Raw genomic sequence first — 16,645 nt, forward strand, 5'->3', positions numbered from 1 at the left:
CGGATATGCCCCGACCACGAGTTTCTTCAAACGTGCCCGGCGTGCCGGTCGGTGTGCTAGCCGCTAGGGCTTGCTCACCTGCACATTGACCGCGTCCGCGGTGATGCTGTCCAGCGACACCTGCAGGCCGCCGACGTCGACCGCCTGCTGGCCCTTGGTGAGCTGGATCTGTTCCCCGGCGACCTCGAGCGTGACGGTGTTGTCGTCGGCGCTGACGAACTTCGCCTCCACGCCCAGCACGCTGGCGCTCGCGTTCACCGTGCGGTCCAGGGTCACGGTGCAGGAGTCCAGGCTGCAGTCGACGTTGTCGCTGCTGCATCCGGACAGGACGGCGAGACCGAGGGCGGCGGAGGCGAACAGGGCGGCGAGGCGGCGGCGCGTGGGGATCAACACAGGGTCAAGGGTACGGCCACCGCACCACCCTAGGCTGGGCGGTGACCCCAGGAGGTGCCGCATGGACGCACAGGTCCAGGACAACCCCGACCGCAACCGCTTCGAGCTGCGGGTGGACGGTGACGTCGCCGGGTTCGCCGCGTACCGGATCCGGGACGGCCGCACGGTGATCACCCACAGCGAGGTCGACCCGGCGTTCCGCGGCCACGGGCTGGGCGCCGAACTGGCCCGGCAGACCCTGGACCAGTTGCGCGAGCGGGGCGCCCGGGTGGTGCCGTCCTGCCCGTTCTTCGCCAGCTACGTGGCCGCGCACCCCGAATACGCCGACCTGGTGGACTAGGTCAGACCCCGACCGGTTGCGGCGCGCCGACCCCGGCGCCGGCCAGGATCTCCGCGGCCGCCTGACCGCACGCGCGGGTGGCGCCGTACGTCGCCACGTGCACGCCGCCGAGCACCGACTCGGGCAGTCCCATCTCGACCACCACCGCGTCCGGGCGCACCTCCAGCGTGCGGGCGACCGCGTCGGCGGCCCAGGCGTGCCGGTGCACGTCGCGGACCACCAGCACCAGCCCGCGTCCGGCCGCTCCGGCCAGGACCGGCGCGCTCGGGTCGGGCAGGCCGGCCAGGTCGTCCGCGCCCAGCCGGACCGACGTGGTGCCGGGCAGCAGTTCGTCGAGCGGCGCGCCGACCCCCCACGGGGTCTCGGCACCGATCGCGATGTTGCGCGGCGGGGCGAACTCCACCACGTGCGGGGCGCCGGTCAGCGGCAGCACCGACCCGGCGCCCTCGGCCACGGTGACCCGGACGGCCCGGCGGGCGGCGGCCAGGCCCACCGCGGACCCGGTGACGGTCGCGACGTCGCGGACCTGGGCGGGCACCGCGTCGGCCACCGCCCGGGCACCGACCGCGGTCTGCGTGGTCACGGTCCAGGCGGCCAGGCGGCGGACCCGGCCGGCGGCCTCGCGCAGCCGGTCCTCCGGGAGTTCCCCGCTGCGGACCGCGGCGACGATGGCGTCCCGCAACGCGAGCGCGGTGTGTTCGTCGGCGTGGTCGCCGCCGACACAGATGGCGTCGGCACCGGCCGCCAGGGCGCGCACGGTGGCGCCCGCCAGGCCGTACGCCCGGCGTACCCCCTGCATCTCGATCCCGTCCGTGACGATCAGGCCGTCGAAGCCCAGCTCGGTGCGGAGCAGGCCGGTGAGGATCCGCGGGCTCAGGGTGGCCGGCAGCCCGGCGTCGTACGCGGGCACCAGCAGGTGCCCGGTCATCACCGCCTGCACGCCGGCCGCGACCGCGGCCCGGAACGGCAGCAGTTCGCACGCGGCCAGTTCCGCGCGGCTGCGGTCGATCACCGGCACCGCGTGGTGCGAGTCGACGCTGGTGTCGCCGTGACCCGGGAAGTGCTTGGCGCAGGCGGCCACGCCGGCCGCCTGCAGTCCCCGGACGAACGCCGCGGTGTGCCGCGCCACCAGGTCCGGTTCGGCGCCGAACGCCCGTACCCCGATGATCGGGTTGTCCGGGTTGGAATTGACGTCGGCGTCCGGGGCATAGTCCAGCGTGACGCCGGACCGGGCCAGGTCCAGACCGAGGTCGTGGGCCACCGACTCGGTGAGCGCGGGGTCGTCGATCGCGCCCAGGCCCAGGTTGCCGGGGCGCGAGCTGCCGTGCCGCGACTCGAACCGGGTGACGTCGCCGGCCTCCTCGTCGATGCCCACGATCACGTCGGGTCGCTCGGCGCGCAGGCCGGCGGTGAGCGCGGCCACCTGGGCGGGCGACTCCACGTTGCGGGCGAACAGTGCCACCCCGCCCAGCCCCTCGCCGAGCCGGCGCAGCACCCAGTCGGGCGGGGTCGTGCCGACGAAACCGGGCTGGAGCACCGTCAGGGCGAGTTCGGATAATTCGCCATTTTCCGGCATGGGGTCACGTACCTCCGTCATGGGCGCGGCGGACGACCCATGGTCACACCCTCTCCCGGTTCAGTCAACAAACCTTCCTATTAACTGGGCGGTAGGGCGGCTCGATAGAGTGCGGGGGTGCAGACGCCTCTCGCCGCCACGTCCGGCGTGGACTGGTCCGAGGTCCACGCGGTCCGCCTGCTCGGCCTCGCGCTGGGCGCGCTCATCCTGCTGTGGGCCATCCGCCGCATGTTCGGAGGCCGCAAGTAGGGGTATTCCGGCACCATGAAAATCGGATATTTCCTGTCCAGTGAGGAATACTCGCCGGCCGAGCTGATCGCCCAGGCCCAGGGCGCCGAACAGGCCGGCTTCTCGGCGTTGTGGATCTCCGACCACTACCACCCGTGGACCGACGCGCAGGGCCAGAGCCCGTTCGTCTGGTCCACCATCGGGGCGCTCAGCCAGGTCTGTTCGCTACCGATCACCACCGCCGTCACCTGCCCCACGGTCCGCATCCACCCGGCCGTCGTGGCCCAGGCCGCGGCCACCAGCGCGGTGCTCACCGGTGGGCGGTTCCGGCTCGGCGTGGGCACCGGCGAGGCCCTGAACGAGCACATCTTCGGCGACGCGTGGCCCGAGGCCGACGTCCGCCTGGAGATGCTCGAGGAGGCCGTGGAGATCATGCGGGAACTGTGGAAGGGCGGCACCGTCTCGCACCGCGGCAAGCACTACACCGTGGAGAACGCCCGGATCTACACGCTGCCGGAGAAGCCGGTCGAGATCCTGGTCTCCGGCTTCGGGCCGAAGGCGATCGAGGTGGCCGCCCGGATCGGCGAGGGCTTCGTCAGCACCATGCCGGACGGCGACGCGGTCAAGCAGTTCCGCACACAGGGCGGCGGCGACCGGGTGTGCCAGGCCGGGTTCAAGGCCGCGTACGCGGACAGCGAGGAGGAGGGCGCGCGGCTCGCGTACCAGAAGTGGCCCAACGCCGGCGTGCCCGGCGAGCTGTCCCAGGTGCTGCCGTCGCCGAAGCACTTCGAGCAGGCGTCGCAGCTGGTCACCCAGGACATGGTCAAGGACGCGTTCGTCTGCGGCAACGACCCGCAGGCACACCTGGACCAGATCGACGAGTACGCCCGGGCCGGATTCGACGAGGTGTACGTGGCCAACACCGGACCGCACTGGGCGGGACTGTTCGACCTGTACGCGAAACACGTGATCCCGAAGCACTCGTGATTTCCGTTTGCGGCGGGCGGCGGTCGGGCAACATGGCCGCTCGATGAAACTTCCGATCTACGGTCCGCGCCTGCGCAGGGTCGCCCGGCACCAGTTCGGGTGGCCCTCGCTGCGTCCGGGCCAGTTCAAGCCGATGCGTGCGGTGCTGCGGCGCCGCGACGCCCTGGTCGTCCTGCCCACCGGCGCGGGCAAGTCGGCGATCTACCAGATCCCGGCGGTGCTGCTGCCCGGGCCGACCGTGGTGATCTCCCCGCTGCTCGCGTTGCAGCAGGACCAGATCGCCGCGCTCAACGAGCGGAACGACCCGAAACTGCGCGCGGTCCGGGTCAGCTCCGCCGAGACGCCCGCCCAGCAGCGGGAGGCGATCGCGGAGTTGCGCGAGGGCCGCGCCGAGTTCCTGTTCATCACGCCGGAACAGCTCAGCGACCCGGACCGGATGGCCGAGGTGCGCGCGCTCCGGCCCGGCCTGGTCGCGGTGGACGAGGCGCACTGCATCTCGGCCTGGGGTCACGACTTCCGGCCCGACTACCTGTCGCTCGGGCACCTGATCAAGGGCATCGGCCGCCCGCCGGTGCTGGCGCTGACCGCCACCGCGTCGCCGCCGGTGCGCGACGACATCATCGCCCGGCTGCACCTGCACAAGCCGGAGATCCACGTGTCCGGCCTGGACCGGCGCAACCTGTTCCTGGAGGTGGCGTACAGCCCGGACGAGGGATACCGGTGGCGGCAGCTCACCGCGCTGCTGGACCGGGTGACCCGGCCGGGCATCATCTACGTCGCCACCCGGCGCGCCGCCGAGGAACTGGCCGCGCGGCTCACCGAGGCCGGCTACCCGGCCGAGTTCTACCACGGCGGCATGGCGGCCGGCCTGCGCGAACAGCGGCACGAGGACTTCACCAACGACAAGATCGACATCATGGTCGCCACGTCCGCGTTCGGCATGGGCATCGACAAGGCGAACATCCGGTGGGTGGCGCACGTGGCGCTGCCCGACTCCCCGGACAGCTACTTCCAGGAGATCGGCCGGGCCGGCCGCGACGACGAGCCGGCCCACGCGCTGCTGCTCTGGCGGGCCGAGGACGAGGCGATCCAGCGGTTCTTCACCGGCGGCGCGCCCGACGAGGTGGAGGTACGGGAGCTGGCCGCGGCCCTGCGTACCGGGCCGCAGACCAAGACCGCGCTGAAGGAGGCGACCGGGCTGGGCCCGCGCAAACTGGGCCAGCTGCTCGGGCTGCTGGAACAGGTCGGCGCGGCCACCGCCGGCACCGGCAACCGGTGGACCGCACCCCGGTACGCGCCGCTGCCCGCGGCCGCGGCCGCGGCGGCGATCGCCGAACACGAGCGGCGGCAGACCGTGCAGCGGTCCCGGACCGACATGATGCGCGCCTTCGCCGAGACCCGGGCCTGCCGGACCCAGACGTTGCTCGCCTACTTCGGCGAGGAACTGACCAAACGGTGCGGGCACTGCGACAACTGCGCCGAGGGTACGGCGGAGGAGGCGGCGCCCGGGACCGCGGAGCTGTTCGCCGTGCACAGCCACGTCCGGCACGGCGAATGGGGTGTTGGCATGGTGATGGGGTACGAGGAGGACCGGATGACGGTGCTCTTCGACGAGGTGGGTTACAAGACCCTCTCGGTGCCGGTGGTCCGCGAGCATGCTCTGCTGGTCGCCGAGCAAAAATAGAAAGTCGAGGGAGAAGACGTGACCGACGTACCGCTGTACGCGCAGTGGGGTTTCACCGACTCCGAGTGGGGGCTGCTGGTCGGCCTGCCGCAGGCGGTGCTGACCGCGGCCAGCGTGGCCACTCCGGACAGTGCCCGCAAGACCCGGGCGGAGAGCGCCGCCGGGCAGGACAAGATCTCCGACGCGCGGGCCTCGGCGAGCCCGCTGGTGCTCGCGGTCGCCACCGCGGCGCTGGCCCAGGCCGGCGACCCGGAACTGGGCGAGGAGCCACCGGTCATCGAGCCGAGCGACCCGATCGGGTACGCCGAGGACGTGGTCAACCGGGCGGCCGAGGCGAACGCGCTGCTCGCCGCGAAGGCCACCGAGCAGGACGCCGAGACGTACAAGCACTGGCTGGTCGAGATCACCGACACCGTGGTGGGCGCGGCGTCCAGCGGCGGCGTGCTCGGCATCGGTGCCGAGTCGGTGACCGACGACGAGCGCAACTTCCGGGACCGGCTCGCCAAGGTGCTGGCCGGCTGACCGCTCAGGGCTCCGGCGGATGCCACCCGAGGACCGGGTCCATCTGCCGGAGCACCAGGTCGGGCCCGAGGCGACCGGCGAGCGTCATGCCGGTGTCCCGGGCCCACACCGCCGCCGGACTGCTCAGCTGCGTCATCCGGCTGATCCGCCGGGAGGCCGCGGCCACCTCGGTGGTCCGCGGCACCCGGGCCGCCGAGTACACCGCCAGCCCGGCCGGGCGGTCCGCGTTCACCGCGAGCACCACCGCGTCCTCCAGCGCCTGGCAGGCGCCCTGGCCGAGGTTCGGGGTCATCGCGTGGGCGGCGTCGCCGAGCAGCGCGACCCGGCCGGAGTGGAACCGCTCCAGCGGCCGGTCCAGGCACCGGATGTCGGTCCGCAGCACCGCGTCCGCCGCCCGGATCAGCTGCGGCACCGGCTCGGCGAACCGCCCGAAGCGGCGCAGCAACTCGGCCTTCTCGTCGGCGGCCCGCTGCCCGGGCGCGGCCGGCGCGGTGGCGTAGCAGTAGACCCGGCCGTCGCCCAGGGCGGTGACGCCGAACACGGTCCCCCGGCCCCACAACTCCCTCGGGCGCAGCGTGCCACCCGGATGCTCCACCACGATGCGCCAGCTGGTCACGCCCGCGTACACCGGCCCGGGATGGTCCGGGAACAGCTTGCCGCGCACCGCCGAGTCGATGCCGTCCGCCGCCACCACCAGATCGGCCTCGTGCGTCCCGTCCGCGGTGACCACCCGCCCGGCGTCCGCGTCCACGTCGGTGACCGGCACGCCGGTGCGTACCGTGCCCGGCGCGAGCGCGCCGGCCAGCAGCCCGACCAGCGCCGTCCGGTGGATCACCACGGTCGGGTCGCCGTACCGGGCCTCGGCCCGCGCCGCGTCGGTCCGCGCGATCCACCGGCCGTCCGGCCGGCTGATCCCGGCCTCGCCCTGCAACGCGGCCAGCGACCGGATCTCGTCCCCGAGACCGAGCGCGTCCAGCGCCTTCAGGGCGTTCGGTGCCACCGCCAGGCCGGCGCCCACGTTCTCCAGGGCGGCCGCGCGTTCCAGCACCGTCACGTCCCACCCGCGGCGCTGCAGCGCCACGCCCGCGGCGAGCCCGCCCACCCCCGCGCCGATCACGACCGCACGTGTCATCGCTGCATGGTCGCATGGGTGCGATATTGAGGACATGGAGGTCAACGAGTACGTCCGCGCGCGGCCCGCACCGGCGCTGCGCCGGTACGTCGCCTACTACAGCGGGTACCGGCAGCGTGGCCTCCCGCCGGCGGTCCACCGCGGCCTGCCCTCGCCGTACCTGACGCTGATCCTCACCCTGGACGAGCCGCTGGTCGTGACCGCGCACCCGGACCCGGGCCAGGCACCCGGCCGGTACGACGCGCTGCTCGGCGGGCTGCACCTGACGCCCGCGCTGATCACCCACGACGGCCGCCAGTCCGGCGTCCAGGTGGCCGTGCACCCGCTGGGCTGCCGCGCGCTGTTCGGCCTGCCCGCCGGCGAACTCGGCGGCCTGGACACCGACCTGGCCGCGGTGCTGGGCGACGCCCCGGTACGACGGCTGCGGGCCGCACTGCACGACGCGGACACCTGGGCGGGCCGCTTCGCCCGGATCGACCGGGTGCTGCTGGACACGCTGGCCGAGCGGGCCGGCACCGTGCACCCCGATGTGGCGTACGCGTTCGACCGGGTCCTGCACAGCGGCGGCACGGTGACGGTCGCCCGGCTCGCCGCCGAGGTCGGCTGGAGCACCCGGCACCTCACCAACCGGTTCCGCACCGAGGTCGGGCTGCGGGTGAAGGAGGCGGCCCGGGTGGTGCGCTTCGACCGGGCCCGCCGCCGGCTGACCCGCGCGGTCCGGCTGGGCGACGTGGCCGCCGCCACCGGATACTTCGATCAGGCCCACCTGGCCCGTGAGTTCCGGGCGCTGGCCGGCGTCCCGCCGTCCCGCTGGCTGGCCGACGAGTTCGGATTCGTCCAAGCCGGGCTGCTCGCCGGCGACGACGATGGACCCCATGACTGAGATGCAGACCCCGCCGCCGCAGGTGTGGCCGACGCTGCGGGCCCGCGACGCCCGCGCCCTGATCCGGTTCCTGGTGGACGTGTTCGGATTCCACGAGACCGTCGTGCACGGCGACGGCGACACGGTGTTCCACGCCCAGCTGTCCTGGCCCCTCGGCGGCGGCGTCATGCTCGGCTCGGCGCGCGGCGGCCCGGACGACCCGTGGGCCCTGACCCCCGGCACGTTCGGCGGGTACGTGGTCGCCGACGACATCGACGCCCGCTACGAGCGCGCGGTGGCGGCCGGTGCCGAGGTGGTCCGCAAGCCGTACGACACCGACTACGGCTCACGCGACTTCACGGTGCGGGACCCGGAGGGCAACCTCTGGCAGTTCGGCACGTACCCCGGCGATCCCCGCCCGGTGCCGCCCACCGGATAGAAGCCCGGCTCCACCGCGTCCCGGCGGCCGCGCGGTGCACGGCCGGTATCACGGACGGGGGATGCCGGCTCCGGTCAGGCGGCCGGTTCCGGAGTGCTGGACCGGCGCAGGCCCGCTACGGTCGAGTACACCGAGCCGAGCTGCGACGCGACCCGCTTCCACGAGTACGCCTGCCGGGCCCGGTCCAGCGCCGCGGTGGCGTACGCGAACCGGCGGACCTTGTCGTTGACCAGGCGGCGCAGCGAGCCGCCCAGCGCACGCGGATCGCGCGCCGGGACCAGGTCGCCGGTCAGCCCATCCACCACGGTCTCGGTCAGGCCACCCACGGCCGTACCGATCACCGGTACGCCACAGGCCATCGCCTCCAGCGGCGCCAGCTGGAACTGGTCCTGCCACGGCGCGGCCACCAGCAGGTCGGCGGAGCGGTACCAGCGCGGCATGTCCTTCGCCGGTACCCCGCCGACCAGGCGCACCCGGTCCGCCACCTTGAACTGCTCGGCCATCGCCCGCAACTTCCGGGCCTGCGGGTCGGTGGCGAGCTGATCGGCCGGCGGCCCGCCCACCACGACACACTCGGCGCCGGGCACGTACCGCATCGCCTGGATCACGTCGCCGAAGCCCTTGCGCTCCACCAGCCGGCCCACCGACAGGATCCGGGGCCGTTCCGGGTCACGGTCGGCGACCGGGCCGTCCGGGGTGAACCGGTCGCTGTCGACGCCGACCGGCACCAGCGTGAGCTGGGTGCGCGGTACCCCGATCCGGACCAGGCCGCGTACCTCGTCCTGACTCTGCACCACCACCCGGTCCACCGCGCGGCCGAGGGCGCGCTCGTAGCCGGCCCGCGACGGGCCCTGGCGGTCGTTCTCGCCGGAGCCGAGTTCGTGGAACGACTGCACGACCGGGATGCCGACCTGACGGGCGGCGGTCACCGCGGCCAGGCCGCTGGTCCAGAAGTGGGCGTGCACCACGGTCGGGATCCAGTCGCCGTCGCGCCAGTGCGCGCCCAGCCACTGCGCGAAGTCCCCCATGTACGACAGCAGCAGGTCCGGTGGAATCTGCCGGGGCGGTCCGGCCGGCACGTGCACGACCCGCACCCCGTCGGACAGGGCCGCCACCTCGGGCAGGTCCGGGCTGTCCCGCCGGGTGTACACCCGTACGTCATGACCGAGCTCGGTCAGCGCCGCGGACAGGTCGGCGACGTGGCGCCGCTGCTCGCCGCCGGTCGCGTCATCGCCGGTGGCCAGCGGGCTGGCATGCTCCGAGATCATCGCGATGCGCACGGAAGATCCTCCTCCAACAGCTCGAGTCCGGGAGAGGACCGGAGTGGACGCTGTGATACGCGGTGCAGCATGCCCGGAGGCCCAGAGCTCAAACATGGCGCTCTCGTTACAGATCCCGTGCCCGGGGTAAGTGCTGCTCGTGGCTATCGTCAAGCGTACCGTTCCAGCCCCGCCCGCCCGGGTCTTCGCCGTCCTCGCGGACGGCTGGAGCTACAGCGACTGGGTGGTGGGCACCGTACACATCCGCGACGTCGACCCGTCCTGGCCCGAGCCGGGGTCCCGGCTGCACCACAAGGCCGGACCGTGGCCGTTCTCCCTGCAGGACAGCTCCACCGTGGTGTCGATGACCCCGGACCGGGAGCTGACGCTGAAGGCCGGGCTGTGGCCGCTGGGTCAGGCGCGCGTGCGAATCCTCCTGGAACCGGAGGGTACGACCTCGACCAGGGTCACCATCGAGGAGGACTTCGAGGCGGGACCGTTGCTGATGCTGCGCAACAAGCTCAACGACCTCGTCCTGCACCGGCGCAACGTGGAGTCGCTGCGGCGGCTGTCGGACATCGCGACCCGCGAGAAGGCGGATCAGGCCTGACCTCCGGGACGACCCCGCCGCGACAAGGACAGTTCGAGGTACAGGTGGTAGTAGTGGTCGAGTATCGGGTCGATGTCCGTCGTCGCGCTCCGCGCCAGCGCGTCGAACACCAGGCGGTACAGCTCGACGTCCGAGCTTCCGCGCGTCCGCAGCAGCGTGTTGACGGTGTCCACGCCGACCATGCGATCGTCGAACAGCTCGAACCCGTGATACGGCGGGATCTCCAGCGCAGCGGTTGCGGGAATGACGGCCAGCGTGACATTTGCCTGACCGGCGAGCTCGCGCAGACGTTCGATCTGCGGGGGCATGTTGTCCGGGCGGCCGAACCGGTTGCTGAGTACCGCTTCGGTGATGACGAAGTGAAATTCCTTGGTCTGATCCGCGAGGGCGATCTGGCGACGCAGCCGCACCGATACCGCCTGGGGAACCGCAGCGACCGAATCCTCGGGGTTCACGCCGGTGCGCACCCGGTGGGTCACCCCTAACACGGCCCTCGCGTATTCGCTCGTCTGCGCGAGGCCGGGAACCACCGCCGGTTGGAATACCCGGAAGACGCGCGTTGCCTTCTCGAGCTGTTCCACCTCTTGCTGGATGTCGGCGACGGCGCCCGGAGTGGCCCGCCAGTCGGTCATCCGGTCATGCGCCCGTTCGGCCCGCTCCACCAGATCCGCGACCACGTCGCTGGAAGCCCCGAGCGCTTCGGCGAGGACCTTGACGTCCTCGGGGGTGGTGTGGCCGACGTCGTTCTCGATACGCGAGATCTTCGTCTGGCTCATGTCGACCCGCTGCGCGAGCTGATGCCCGGTGAGCTTTGCGCGCCGACGCATGCGGGCCAGGACCGTCCCCACCGACGGTTCGGCCGGGCCGGGCGAAGTTGATGGCGGATGCTCGGTCAATTTCGCCCTCCCGCCTGACCTGGCCCGGTTACGACACCGTCCGAGCCGCCTGCTCGATCAACCCGACGGGGATCTCCACCAGCAATTCGCCGTCGGGCAGATCGACACCGACCTGATCGCCGGTGACGGCGTAGCCCTGTACCACCAGGGTGCCGCGATTGGTCTTGTAGACCGTGGGACAGGTGCCGGCACCGCAGAGGGTGGTGACGTGTTCCAGGGTCAAGCTTTCGGTCTCCATCATGGCAACACTCCTAAGACGTTAGAAACGGACAAATCACCCTAAACGAAGTTGCACTGAGCGTGAATTATTCACCCCAACGTGGGCGCGCGCGCACGTCATTGCTCACCCTAAACGAGAATGATCAGAAGCACGGTGCCCGTTGTTATCTACCGATAGCGAGCGGCCTGGTCATCGGACACCGTGTCCAGGAAAGCTGTCGGATCAGCGACATAAGGACGCGCTATTCGCAACCGGCGAATTATTCGTTGCGCTGGTTGCCGGGGTGACCGAGTCTGAATCCGAGGGACGGCCCAGCCGAGCCGCACGTGCTCCGGTTGCGGGCCGCATCGCACATCCAGCGCGATGCCTCGGATTGGAGGTCGCCATGCTCCCGCCTCCCCACCTCACCGGCGAGCCCGGGCGCACCGTCCGCATGTCGCCCGGTCGCCCGACTCGGCCCCGGGTCGCCGCGCGGCTGTTCCGGAAGCGGGCGCCGTTGCCCGTCAGCAGCCCCCAGGCCGTCGCCACCACCACCGTCCTGGTCGGAACCGGCGCGGATCGGAAGTTCCCTGCGGTTCCCCTCGGTCGCCGCTGACCGCCACATCCTGCCTACTCGTTGGTGCCGCGCCGCCCGTTCGTCCCGGGCCGCGCCGCTGGACCGTCCGTACCGGACGGAGTGGAGGGATATCCATGACCGAACTCACCGTGCTCGCCGCAGTGGCGAGCACCCTGCTGGTCATCGTGTTCGCCGAGGTCGCGGCGGCGGTGCTGCCGCTGCTCATCGTGCTGATCTTCGTGCCGCCGGAGGAGCGGGACAGCCTGGCCCGGCTGCTCGCCACCTGTGACAACTCGCGCCGGCTGCGGCTCTGGCCGGCGTTGCGCACCGCCGTGGTGGCCCGCCGGGAACAGCGCCTCGCGGTCCACCGGGACCGGGAGGCGGCGTTCCGCCGGGCGCGCGGGCTGGAGTGGCCGATCAATCCGGCCCACGGCCGGGACCCCGCGTTCGACCGTCCGGCGGCGAACCGGCCGTAGCCGTCCGACGGGCCCGGTCGCAGCGCGGCGGCCGGGCTCGTTCGACCGTCCGGCGGCGAACCGGCCGTAGCCGTCCGACGGGCCCGGTCGCAGCGCGGCGGCCGGGCTCAGCGGTAGATGGACCGGTGCGCCGCGGCGATGACCGCCTGGTACAGGTCGCCGCTCAGCGCCCGGTCCCGCACCATGGCCGCCCGCGCCGCGTTCGCCCCGGGTGCGCCGTGCACTCCCCCGCCGGGGTGCGCCGACGCGCTGGCCAGGAACAACCGGTCCACCGGCGTGTCCGGCCGGCCCAGGCCGGGGACCGGACGCAGGAAGAGCTGCTGGTACGCGGCCGCGGTGCCGCCGCCCAGCGCACCGCCGACCAGGCTGGGGTTCTCGCGTTCCATGTCGGCCGGCGAGTAGACGTTGCGGCCCACCACCAGGCGGCCGAAGCCGGGCGCGTGCTGCTCCAGCACCGCCTCCATCCGTTCCACGTGCCGGGCGATGTCGTCGGCGGACCAGTGCGCGCGATGCGGCAGGTGGGTGTACGACCAGACCGACTCGGTGCCCTCCGGGGAATGTGTCGGGTCGGCCGTGGTCATCTGGCCGAGCAGCAGGAACGGGTCGGCCGGCATCTCGTTCGTGGCCAGTTGGGCCGAGTACCGGGTCAGGCCGTTCAGGTCGGCGCCCAGGTGCACGGTGCCGGCGCCAGCGGCGGCCGGGTTCTTCCACGGGATCTTGCCGTTGACCGCCCAGTCGACCTTGACGGTGGCGCCGTCCCAGCGGAAGAACTCCAGGTCCTCGACGAGCCGCGGCGGCAGCCAGCGTTCGCCGACCAGGTTCAGGTACAACGCGGGCGCCGGTACGTCGGCCAGCACCGCGCGGCGGGCGCGCCAGTCGCGGCCGTCGGCGGTGCGCACGCCGACCGCGCGGGAGCGGGCGACCAGCACCCGTTCCACCGGCGCCCGGTAGGTGATCCGGCCGCCGCGGGCGGTCAGCCGGTCCACCAGCGCGTCGGTGATCTTCTGGGCGCCGCCGACCGGGACCGGCCAGCCGTACTCCTGGCCCAGCATGGCGAGCAGCCACCCGTACACGCCGCCGCCCGCCTCCTCCGGCGACAGGTCGGTGTGCAGGGCGCACCCGGCCAGCGCCAGCATCGCGCCCTCGCCCTCGAACAGTTCGGCACCGATCTCGCGCACCGACAGCACCAGCCGCCGGGCCAGCCGCAGTGACCCGCCCACCTTCAGGCGGCGGACCAGGCCGAGGCCGCTACGGACCGGCGGGAACGGGGTGAACAGGGTGTCCAGCATCTGCTGCGAGACGCCACGCCAGTCGTCGTACGCGTGCTTCCACCGCTCGCCGTCGCCGGCGGCGAACTGCTCCATGGACGCCATGGTGGTTTCCAGGTCGCGGTTGACGGTGGCGGCCCGGCCGTCCGGCAGCAGGTGGGTGAGGACGTCGGGGGCGTGGGTCCACTGCAGCCCGTACCCGCCGAGCCCGAGGCCCTTCAGCACCGGCGAGGCGTAACCCAGCGGGTAGAACGAGCTGAACAGGTCGCTCAGGTATCCGGGTGCGGTCACGTATCCGGAGCGCACCGCACCGCCGGGCTGCGGCGCCGCCTCGAGCACCTCGACGTCCCAGCCCGCGTCGGCCAGCAGGTTCGCGGCGACCAGCCCGTTGTGTCCCGCCCCGATGACAATCGCGTCCGCACCGTCCACGCCGAGGCCGTACCCTCCTGGGTTTTGTGCAAACCCCACCGGGGTAGCACAGCGTCATGGCGATCGAGCCGACCGTCAACACCGAGGACGAGATGATCGCCGACGCCGTGATGCCGCGTCCAGTGCCCCTCCGGCTGCGACATCTCCGCTGGCCGGCGTGGCGCGGCGTGCTGTGGCGCAGCCTCGTCGGTTATGTGGACGACAGCTGCTCGGACTACGCGGCGGCCATGACCTACAGCGTGGTGACCGCGCTCATCCCGTCCGCGGTGGTGGTGGTCGCGCTGGTCAACCTGGTCACCGACGGGCAGGCCGCGGTGTCCGCGGTGCTCGGCATCCTGCGTGACCTGGGCCTCGGCTCGATCGTCGGCAGCCCCAGCCTGACCAGCGTGATCGACTCCCTGCTGGTCCGGGACGGCTCGGCGAAGGCGCTGCTCAGCCTCGGTCTGCTGGTCGCGGTCTGGAGCGCTTCCGGGTACGTGTCGACGTTCACCCGCGCCTCGAACACCATCTACGGCGTCCGCGAGGGCCGGTCCTGGTGGCGGCTGCAACTGCTGGAGATCCTGCTGGCCGCGGTCGCCCTGGTGCTGATGGCGATCGCCGCGGCGGCCCTGGTGATCAGCGGTCCGCTGGTGGACGCGGTCGGCAACGCGGTGGGCGCCGGCGAGACCGCCCGCACGGTGTACTCGGTCGGGCGCTGGCCGGCCCTCGTGGCGATCGCCACGCTGCTGCTGTCGCTGCTGTTCTGGATCGCGCCGAACGTCAAGCAGCCCCGGTTCCGCTGGCTCACCGTCGGCGGCGCCGTGGCGCTCACCGTGTGGGCCGTCGTGTCCTTCTTCTTCGGGCTGTACGTGGCCAACTTCGGCTCCTACGACCGCACCTACGGCAGCCTGGGCGCGATCATGGCGTTCCTGGTCTGGCTGTACCTGTCCAACACCGCGGTCCTGCTCGGCGTGCAGGTGAACGCCCAGGTCCAGCGTGCCCGGCTGCGGCAGGCCGGGGAGCCGGAACCGGCGGCGCCGCTGGCCCCGCGGCAGCCGGCGGCGGGTTTAGCCACCGGACGCCCGGGCACCCCATAGTCATCGACCGTGGAGTAGAGGCGGGCAAACGCAACAGGAGGACTACACCGTGAGTACCGTGACCGAGTCCGTGGACGTGAAGGTGCCGGTGCGCACCGCGTACAACCAGTGGACCCAGTTCGAGGAGTTCCCTCGCTTCATGAGTGGCGTCACCGAGATCCGCCAACTCGACCCCACCACCACGCACTGGAAGACGAGCATCGACGGGGTCAAGCGTGAGTTCGACGCGAAGATCACCGAGCAGCTTCCGGACGAGCGGGTGGCCTGGACGTCGACCGAGGGCAGCAAGCAGGCCGGCGTCGTGACGTTCCACCGGATCGACGAGAGCACCACGCGCGTCACCTGCCAGATGGACTTCGAGCCGGACGGCGTGGTGGAGCAGGCCGGCGACAAGCTGGGCTTCCTCGACCGGCAGGTCAAGGGCGACATGAAGCGGTTCAAGGAGTACATCGAGGGCCGCGGCATGGAGACCGGCGCCTGGCGCGGCGAGGTGGACCGCCCGAACCCGTGATCCACTGCACCGATCTGATCGAGACGGCCGCCGGGATTCCGGCGGCCGTTTCGTGGGTAGGCCAGAACCATGACTGATCGAGCAGACGACGGCGTGTGGCGCGACGAGGAGAAGCTCCCGGTCTCCGAACTGGGCAAGGCGATGGCCAGCTGGGACCTGGACGGCCAGGGCGACCCCACGGACAACGACGCGGGCGCGGAACAGGCCTTCGGCCACGACGCCCAGGTTCCGGACGAGGCCGGCCAGACCGACCCGGACCGCGAGTTCCGCCCCAGCACGACGGGCCGGTCCGGCCCGCACTGATCCTCCCGGGCGAGCGTGGCGCCGGGTTCGGCTGAGGGTGAGGGTGCCCCGGCCGGCCGGGCGAGCGTGGCGCCGGGTTCGGCTGAGGGTGAGGGTGCCCCGGCCGGCCGGGCGAGGGTGGCGCCGGGGTCAGCGGAGGGTCAGGGTGCCCAGGCCGGCGCGGGCGTAGACCGTGTAGCGGTTCGACGAGGCGCCCCAGCCCGGCGCCACCAGCACCGCCCCCGCGGGGGTGCCGTTGTTCGCGGTCCATGGCGTGACCACCGCACCGGCCCCCTCGCGCAACCGGATCCGCACCGGCGCGGCCGGCGGACCGGCGATCTCCACGCTGCCCACACCGCCGGTGAACGTCACCGGCACCGTACCGGCCGGGTCCGGCAACCGCAGATCCACCAGCCCGGACGCGCCCAGGTCGACCCGGGTCACCCGGCCCTCGGCCAGGTCCAGCCGCTGCTCACCGGCGCCGGCCGGCAGCCGGATGTCCCAGCGCACCTCCCGGTTCAGCAGGATGGTCACGATGTCCGGCCCGTCCGCGCCGGTCGACCGCAGCCCCAGCCGCACCCGGCCCGGTGCGCCGGTGACCCGCGGCGCCAGGCCGGAGTCCGCGGGCGTGCTGACCCGGTACAGCAGGCCCGGCAGGTCGGCCAGGCGCACCTCGACCCGGGAAGCGGCGTCCCGTACCACCAGATAGGCGCCGGTCCGGCCGTGCAACGAGCCGGCCAGCACCCGCTCCACCGCCGCGGTTGCGGACGGTGCCGGGCCGGTGGCGGGCCGTACCGGCGGGCGCTGCGTGTTCCGGGGCGTACAGCCGGTCAGGGTGAGCGTTGCGACCAGCACGGATGCCGTCGCGGAGCGAAGGGTTGAGCGGCGGCGACTCAGCG

The 16,645-nt window shown here is 72.7% G+C and carries 20 protein-coding genes; 12 read left to right on the forward strand and 8 right to left on the reverse strand.

The window, feature by feature from the left end; all coding sequences use genetic code 11:
* Nucleotides 1-63: 63 nt before the first annotated feature.
* On the reverse strand, nucleotides 64-456 hold the full coding sequence (locus LDL48_RS18000) for a hypothetical protein (protein WP_372472138.1): 393 nt from the start codon (nucleotides 454-456) through the stop codon (nucleotides 64-66).
* Between LDL48_RS18000 and LDL48_RS18005 the strand changes: the two genes are divergently transcribed.
* On the forward strand, nucleotides 455-733 hold the full coding sequence (locus LDL48_RS18005) for a GNAT family N-acetyltransferase (RefSeq protein ID WP_225256304.1): 279 nt from the start codon (nucleotides 455-457) through the stop codon (nucleotides 731-733). The genes LDL48_RS18000 and LDL48_RS18005 overlap by 2 nt on opposite strands.
* Nucleotide 734: 1 nt before the next feature.
* Here the strand turns inward: LDL48_RS18005 and LDL48_RS18010 are convergent, their stop codons facing one another.
* Nucleotides 735-2,309, reverse strand: a complete 1,575-nt coding sequence (locus LDL48_RS18010; RefSeq protein ID WP_225256447.1) for a glycoside hydrolase family 3 protein — start codon at nucleotides 2,307-2,309, stop codon at nucleotides 735-737.
* Between the two features lie 117 nt (nucleotides 2,310-2,426).
* Here LDL48_RS18010 and LDL48_RS43530 point away from each other — a divergent pair, with 117 nt between their 5' ends.
* Genes LDL48_RS43530 through LDL48_RS18025 form a run of 4 tightly spaced genes read left to right on the forward strand, consistent with a single transcriptional unit; the run spans nucleotide 2,427 to nucleotide 5,730 of the window.
* The gene (locus LDL48_RS43530) at nucleotides 2,427-2,558 is read left to right on the forward strand and encodes a hypothetical protein (protein WP_255628398.1); all 132 of its coding nucleotides are present in this window, start codon (nucleotides 2,427-2,429) and stop codon (nucleotides 2,556-2,558) included.
* Nucleotides 2,559-2,573: 15 nt separating this feature from the next.
* Complete coding sequence (locus LDL48_RS18015; protein WP_225256305.1) at nucleotides 2,574-3,524, forward strand: TIGR03557 family F420-dependent LLM class oxidoreductase; 951 nt, start codon at nucleotides 2,574-2,576, stop codon at nucleotides 3,522-3,524.
* Between the two features lie 43 nt (nucleotides 3,525-3,567).
* Nucleotides 3,568-5,208 (forward strand): RecQ family ATP-dependent DNA helicase, encoded by a 1,641-nt coding sequence (locus tag LDL48_RS18020; protein WP_225256306.1) that lies wholly within the window; start codon nucleotides 3,568-3,570, stop codon nucleotides 5,206-5,208.
* Nucleotides 5,209-5,226: 18 nt separating this feature from the next.
* Complete coding sequence (locus LDL48_RS18025) at nucleotides 5,227-5,730, forward strand: hypothetical protein (RefSeq protein ID WP_225256307.1); 504 nt, start codon at nucleotides 5,227-5,229, stop codon at nucleotides 5,728-5,730.
* 4 nt (nucleotides 5,731-5,734) lie between these two features.
* Here the strand turns inward: LDL48_RS18025 and LDL48_RS18030 are convergent, their stop codons facing one another.
* Complete coding sequence (locus tag LDL48_RS18030) at nucleotides 5,735-6,862, reverse strand: FAD-dependent monooxygenase (protein WP_225256308.1); 1,128 nt, start codon at nucleotides 6,860-6,862, stop codon at nucleotides 5,735-5,737.
* Nucleotides 6,863-6,896: 34 nt separating this feature from the next.
* Between LDL48_RS18030 and LDL48_RS18035 the strand changes: the two genes are divergently transcribed.
* Together LDL48_RS18035 and LDL48_RS18040 are read left to right on the forward strand one after the other, a co-directional pair.
* Entirely contained in the window at nucleotides 6,897-7,745 is an 849-nt protein-coding gene (locus LDL48_RS18035; protein WP_225256309.1) for an AraC family transcriptional regulator, read from the forward strand.
* Nucleotides 7,738-8,163: a VOC family protein gene (locus tag LDL48_RS18040; protein WP_225256310.1), complete on the forward strand. Its 426-nt coding sequence runs from the start codon at nucleotides 7,738-7,740 to the stop codon at nucleotides 8,161-8,163. The genes LDL48_RS18035 and LDL48_RS18040 overlap by 8 nt, the downstream gene beginning before the upstream one ends.
* 74 nt (nucleotides 8,164-8,237) lie before the next feature.
* On the opposite strand, the gene LDL48_RS18045 is transcribed toward LDL48_RS18040, so the two are convergent.
* A complete protein-coding gene (locus tag LDL48_RS18045) occupies nucleotides 8,238-9,443 on the reverse strand; it encodes a glycosyltransferase (RefSeq protein WP_225256311.1) in 1,206 nt (401 codons plus the stop codon).
* Nucleotides 9,444-9,582: 139 nt separating this feature from the next.
* Here LDL48_RS18045 and LDL48_RS18050 point away from each other — a divergent pair, with 139 nt between their 5' ends.
* Complete coding sequence (locus LDL48_RS18050) at nucleotides 9,583-10,032, forward strand: SRPBCC family protein (RefSeq protein WP_225256312.1); 450 nt, start codon at nucleotides 9,583-9,585, stop codon at nucleotides 10,030-10,032.
* Here the strand turns inward: LDL48_RS18050 and LDL48_RS18055 are convergent.
* Both LDL48_RS18055 and LDL48_RS18060 read right to left on the reverse strand, forming a co-directional pair.
* Nucleotides 10,023-10,928, reverse strand: coding sequence for a helix-turn-helix domain-containing protein (locus LDL48_RS18055; protein ID WP_225256313.1), 906 nt, complete (start codon nucleotides 10,926-10,928; stop codon nucleotides 10,023-10,025). The genes LDL48_RS18050 and LDL48_RS18055 overlap by 10 nt on opposite strands.
* Before the next feature lie 28 nt (nucleotides 10,929-10,956).
* Nucleotides 10,957-11,169: a hypothetical protein gene (locus LDL48_RS18060; protein ID WP_225256314.1), complete on the reverse strand. Its 213-nt coding sequence runs from the start codon at nucleotides 11,167-11,169 to the stop codon at nucleotides 10,957-10,959.
* Nucleotides 11,170-11,838: 669 nt separating this feature from the next.
* Here LDL48_RS18060 and LDL48_RS18065 point away from each other — a divergent pair.
* The gene (locus LDL48_RS18065; protein WP_225256315.1) at nucleotides 11,839-12,180 is read left to right on the forward strand and encodes a hypothetical protein; all 342 of its coding nucleotides are present in this window, start codon (nucleotides 11,839-11,841) and stop codon (nucleotides 12,178-12,180) included.
* A 107-nt stretch (nucleotides 12,181-12,287) separates the two neighbouring features.
* On the opposite strand, the gene LDL48_RS18070 is transcribed toward LDL48_RS18065, so the two are convergent.
* A complete protein-coding gene (locus tag LDL48_RS18070) occupies nucleotides 12,288-13,877 on the reverse strand; it encodes a phytoene desaturase family protein (protein WP_225256316.1) in 1,590 nt (529 codons plus the stop codon).
* 56 nt (nucleotides 13,878-13,933) lie between these two features.
* On the opposite strand from LDL48_RS18070, the gene LDL48_RS18075 reads away from it, so the two are divergent.
* The 3 genes from LDL48_RS18075 to LDL48_RS18085 all read left to right on the forward strand — a co-directional run bounded on the left by LDL48_RS18075 (nucleotide 13,934) and on the right by LDL48_RS18085 (nucleotide 15,767).
* The gene (locus LDL48_RS18075) at nucleotides 13,934-14,953 is read left to right on the forward strand and encodes a YihY/virulence factor BrkB family protein (RefSeq protein WP_308016467.1); all 1,020 of its coding nucleotides are present in this window, start codon (nucleotides 13,934-13,936) and stop codon (nucleotides 14,951-14,953) included.
* A 49-nt stretch (nucleotides 14,954-15,002) separates the two neighbouring features.
* Nucleotides 15,003-15,464 carry an SRPBCC family protein gene (locus LDL48_RS18080; protein WP_225256317.1) on the forward strand — a complete coding sequence of 154 codons (462 nt, stop codon included), beginning with the start codon at nucleotides 15,003-15,005 and terminating at the stop codon, nucleotides 15,462-15,464.
* A gap of 69 nt (nucleotides 15,465-15,533) precedes the next feature.
* Entirely contained in the window at nucleotides 15,534-15,767 is a 234-nt protein-coding gene (locus tag LDL48_RS18085) for a hypothetical protein (protein WP_225256318.1), read from the forward strand.
* A gap of 129 nt (nucleotides 15,768-15,896) precedes the next feature.
* Here the strand turns inward: LDL48_RS18085 and LDL48_RS18090 are convergent, their stop codons facing one another.
* Nucleotides 15,897-16,601 (reverse strand): toast rack family protein, encoded by a 705-nt coding sequence (locus LDL48_RS18090; protein WP_225256319.1) that lies wholly within the window; start codon nucleotides 16,599-16,601, stop codon nucleotides 15,897-15,899.
* Nucleotides 16,602-16,645: the final 44 nt, after the last annotated feature.

The organism is Jidongwangia harbinensis, assembly GCF_020216025.1.
GTDB classification, from domain to species: Bacteria; Actinomycetota; Actinomycetes; order Mycobacteriales; family Micromonosporaceae; genus Actinoplanes; species Actinoplanes harbinensis.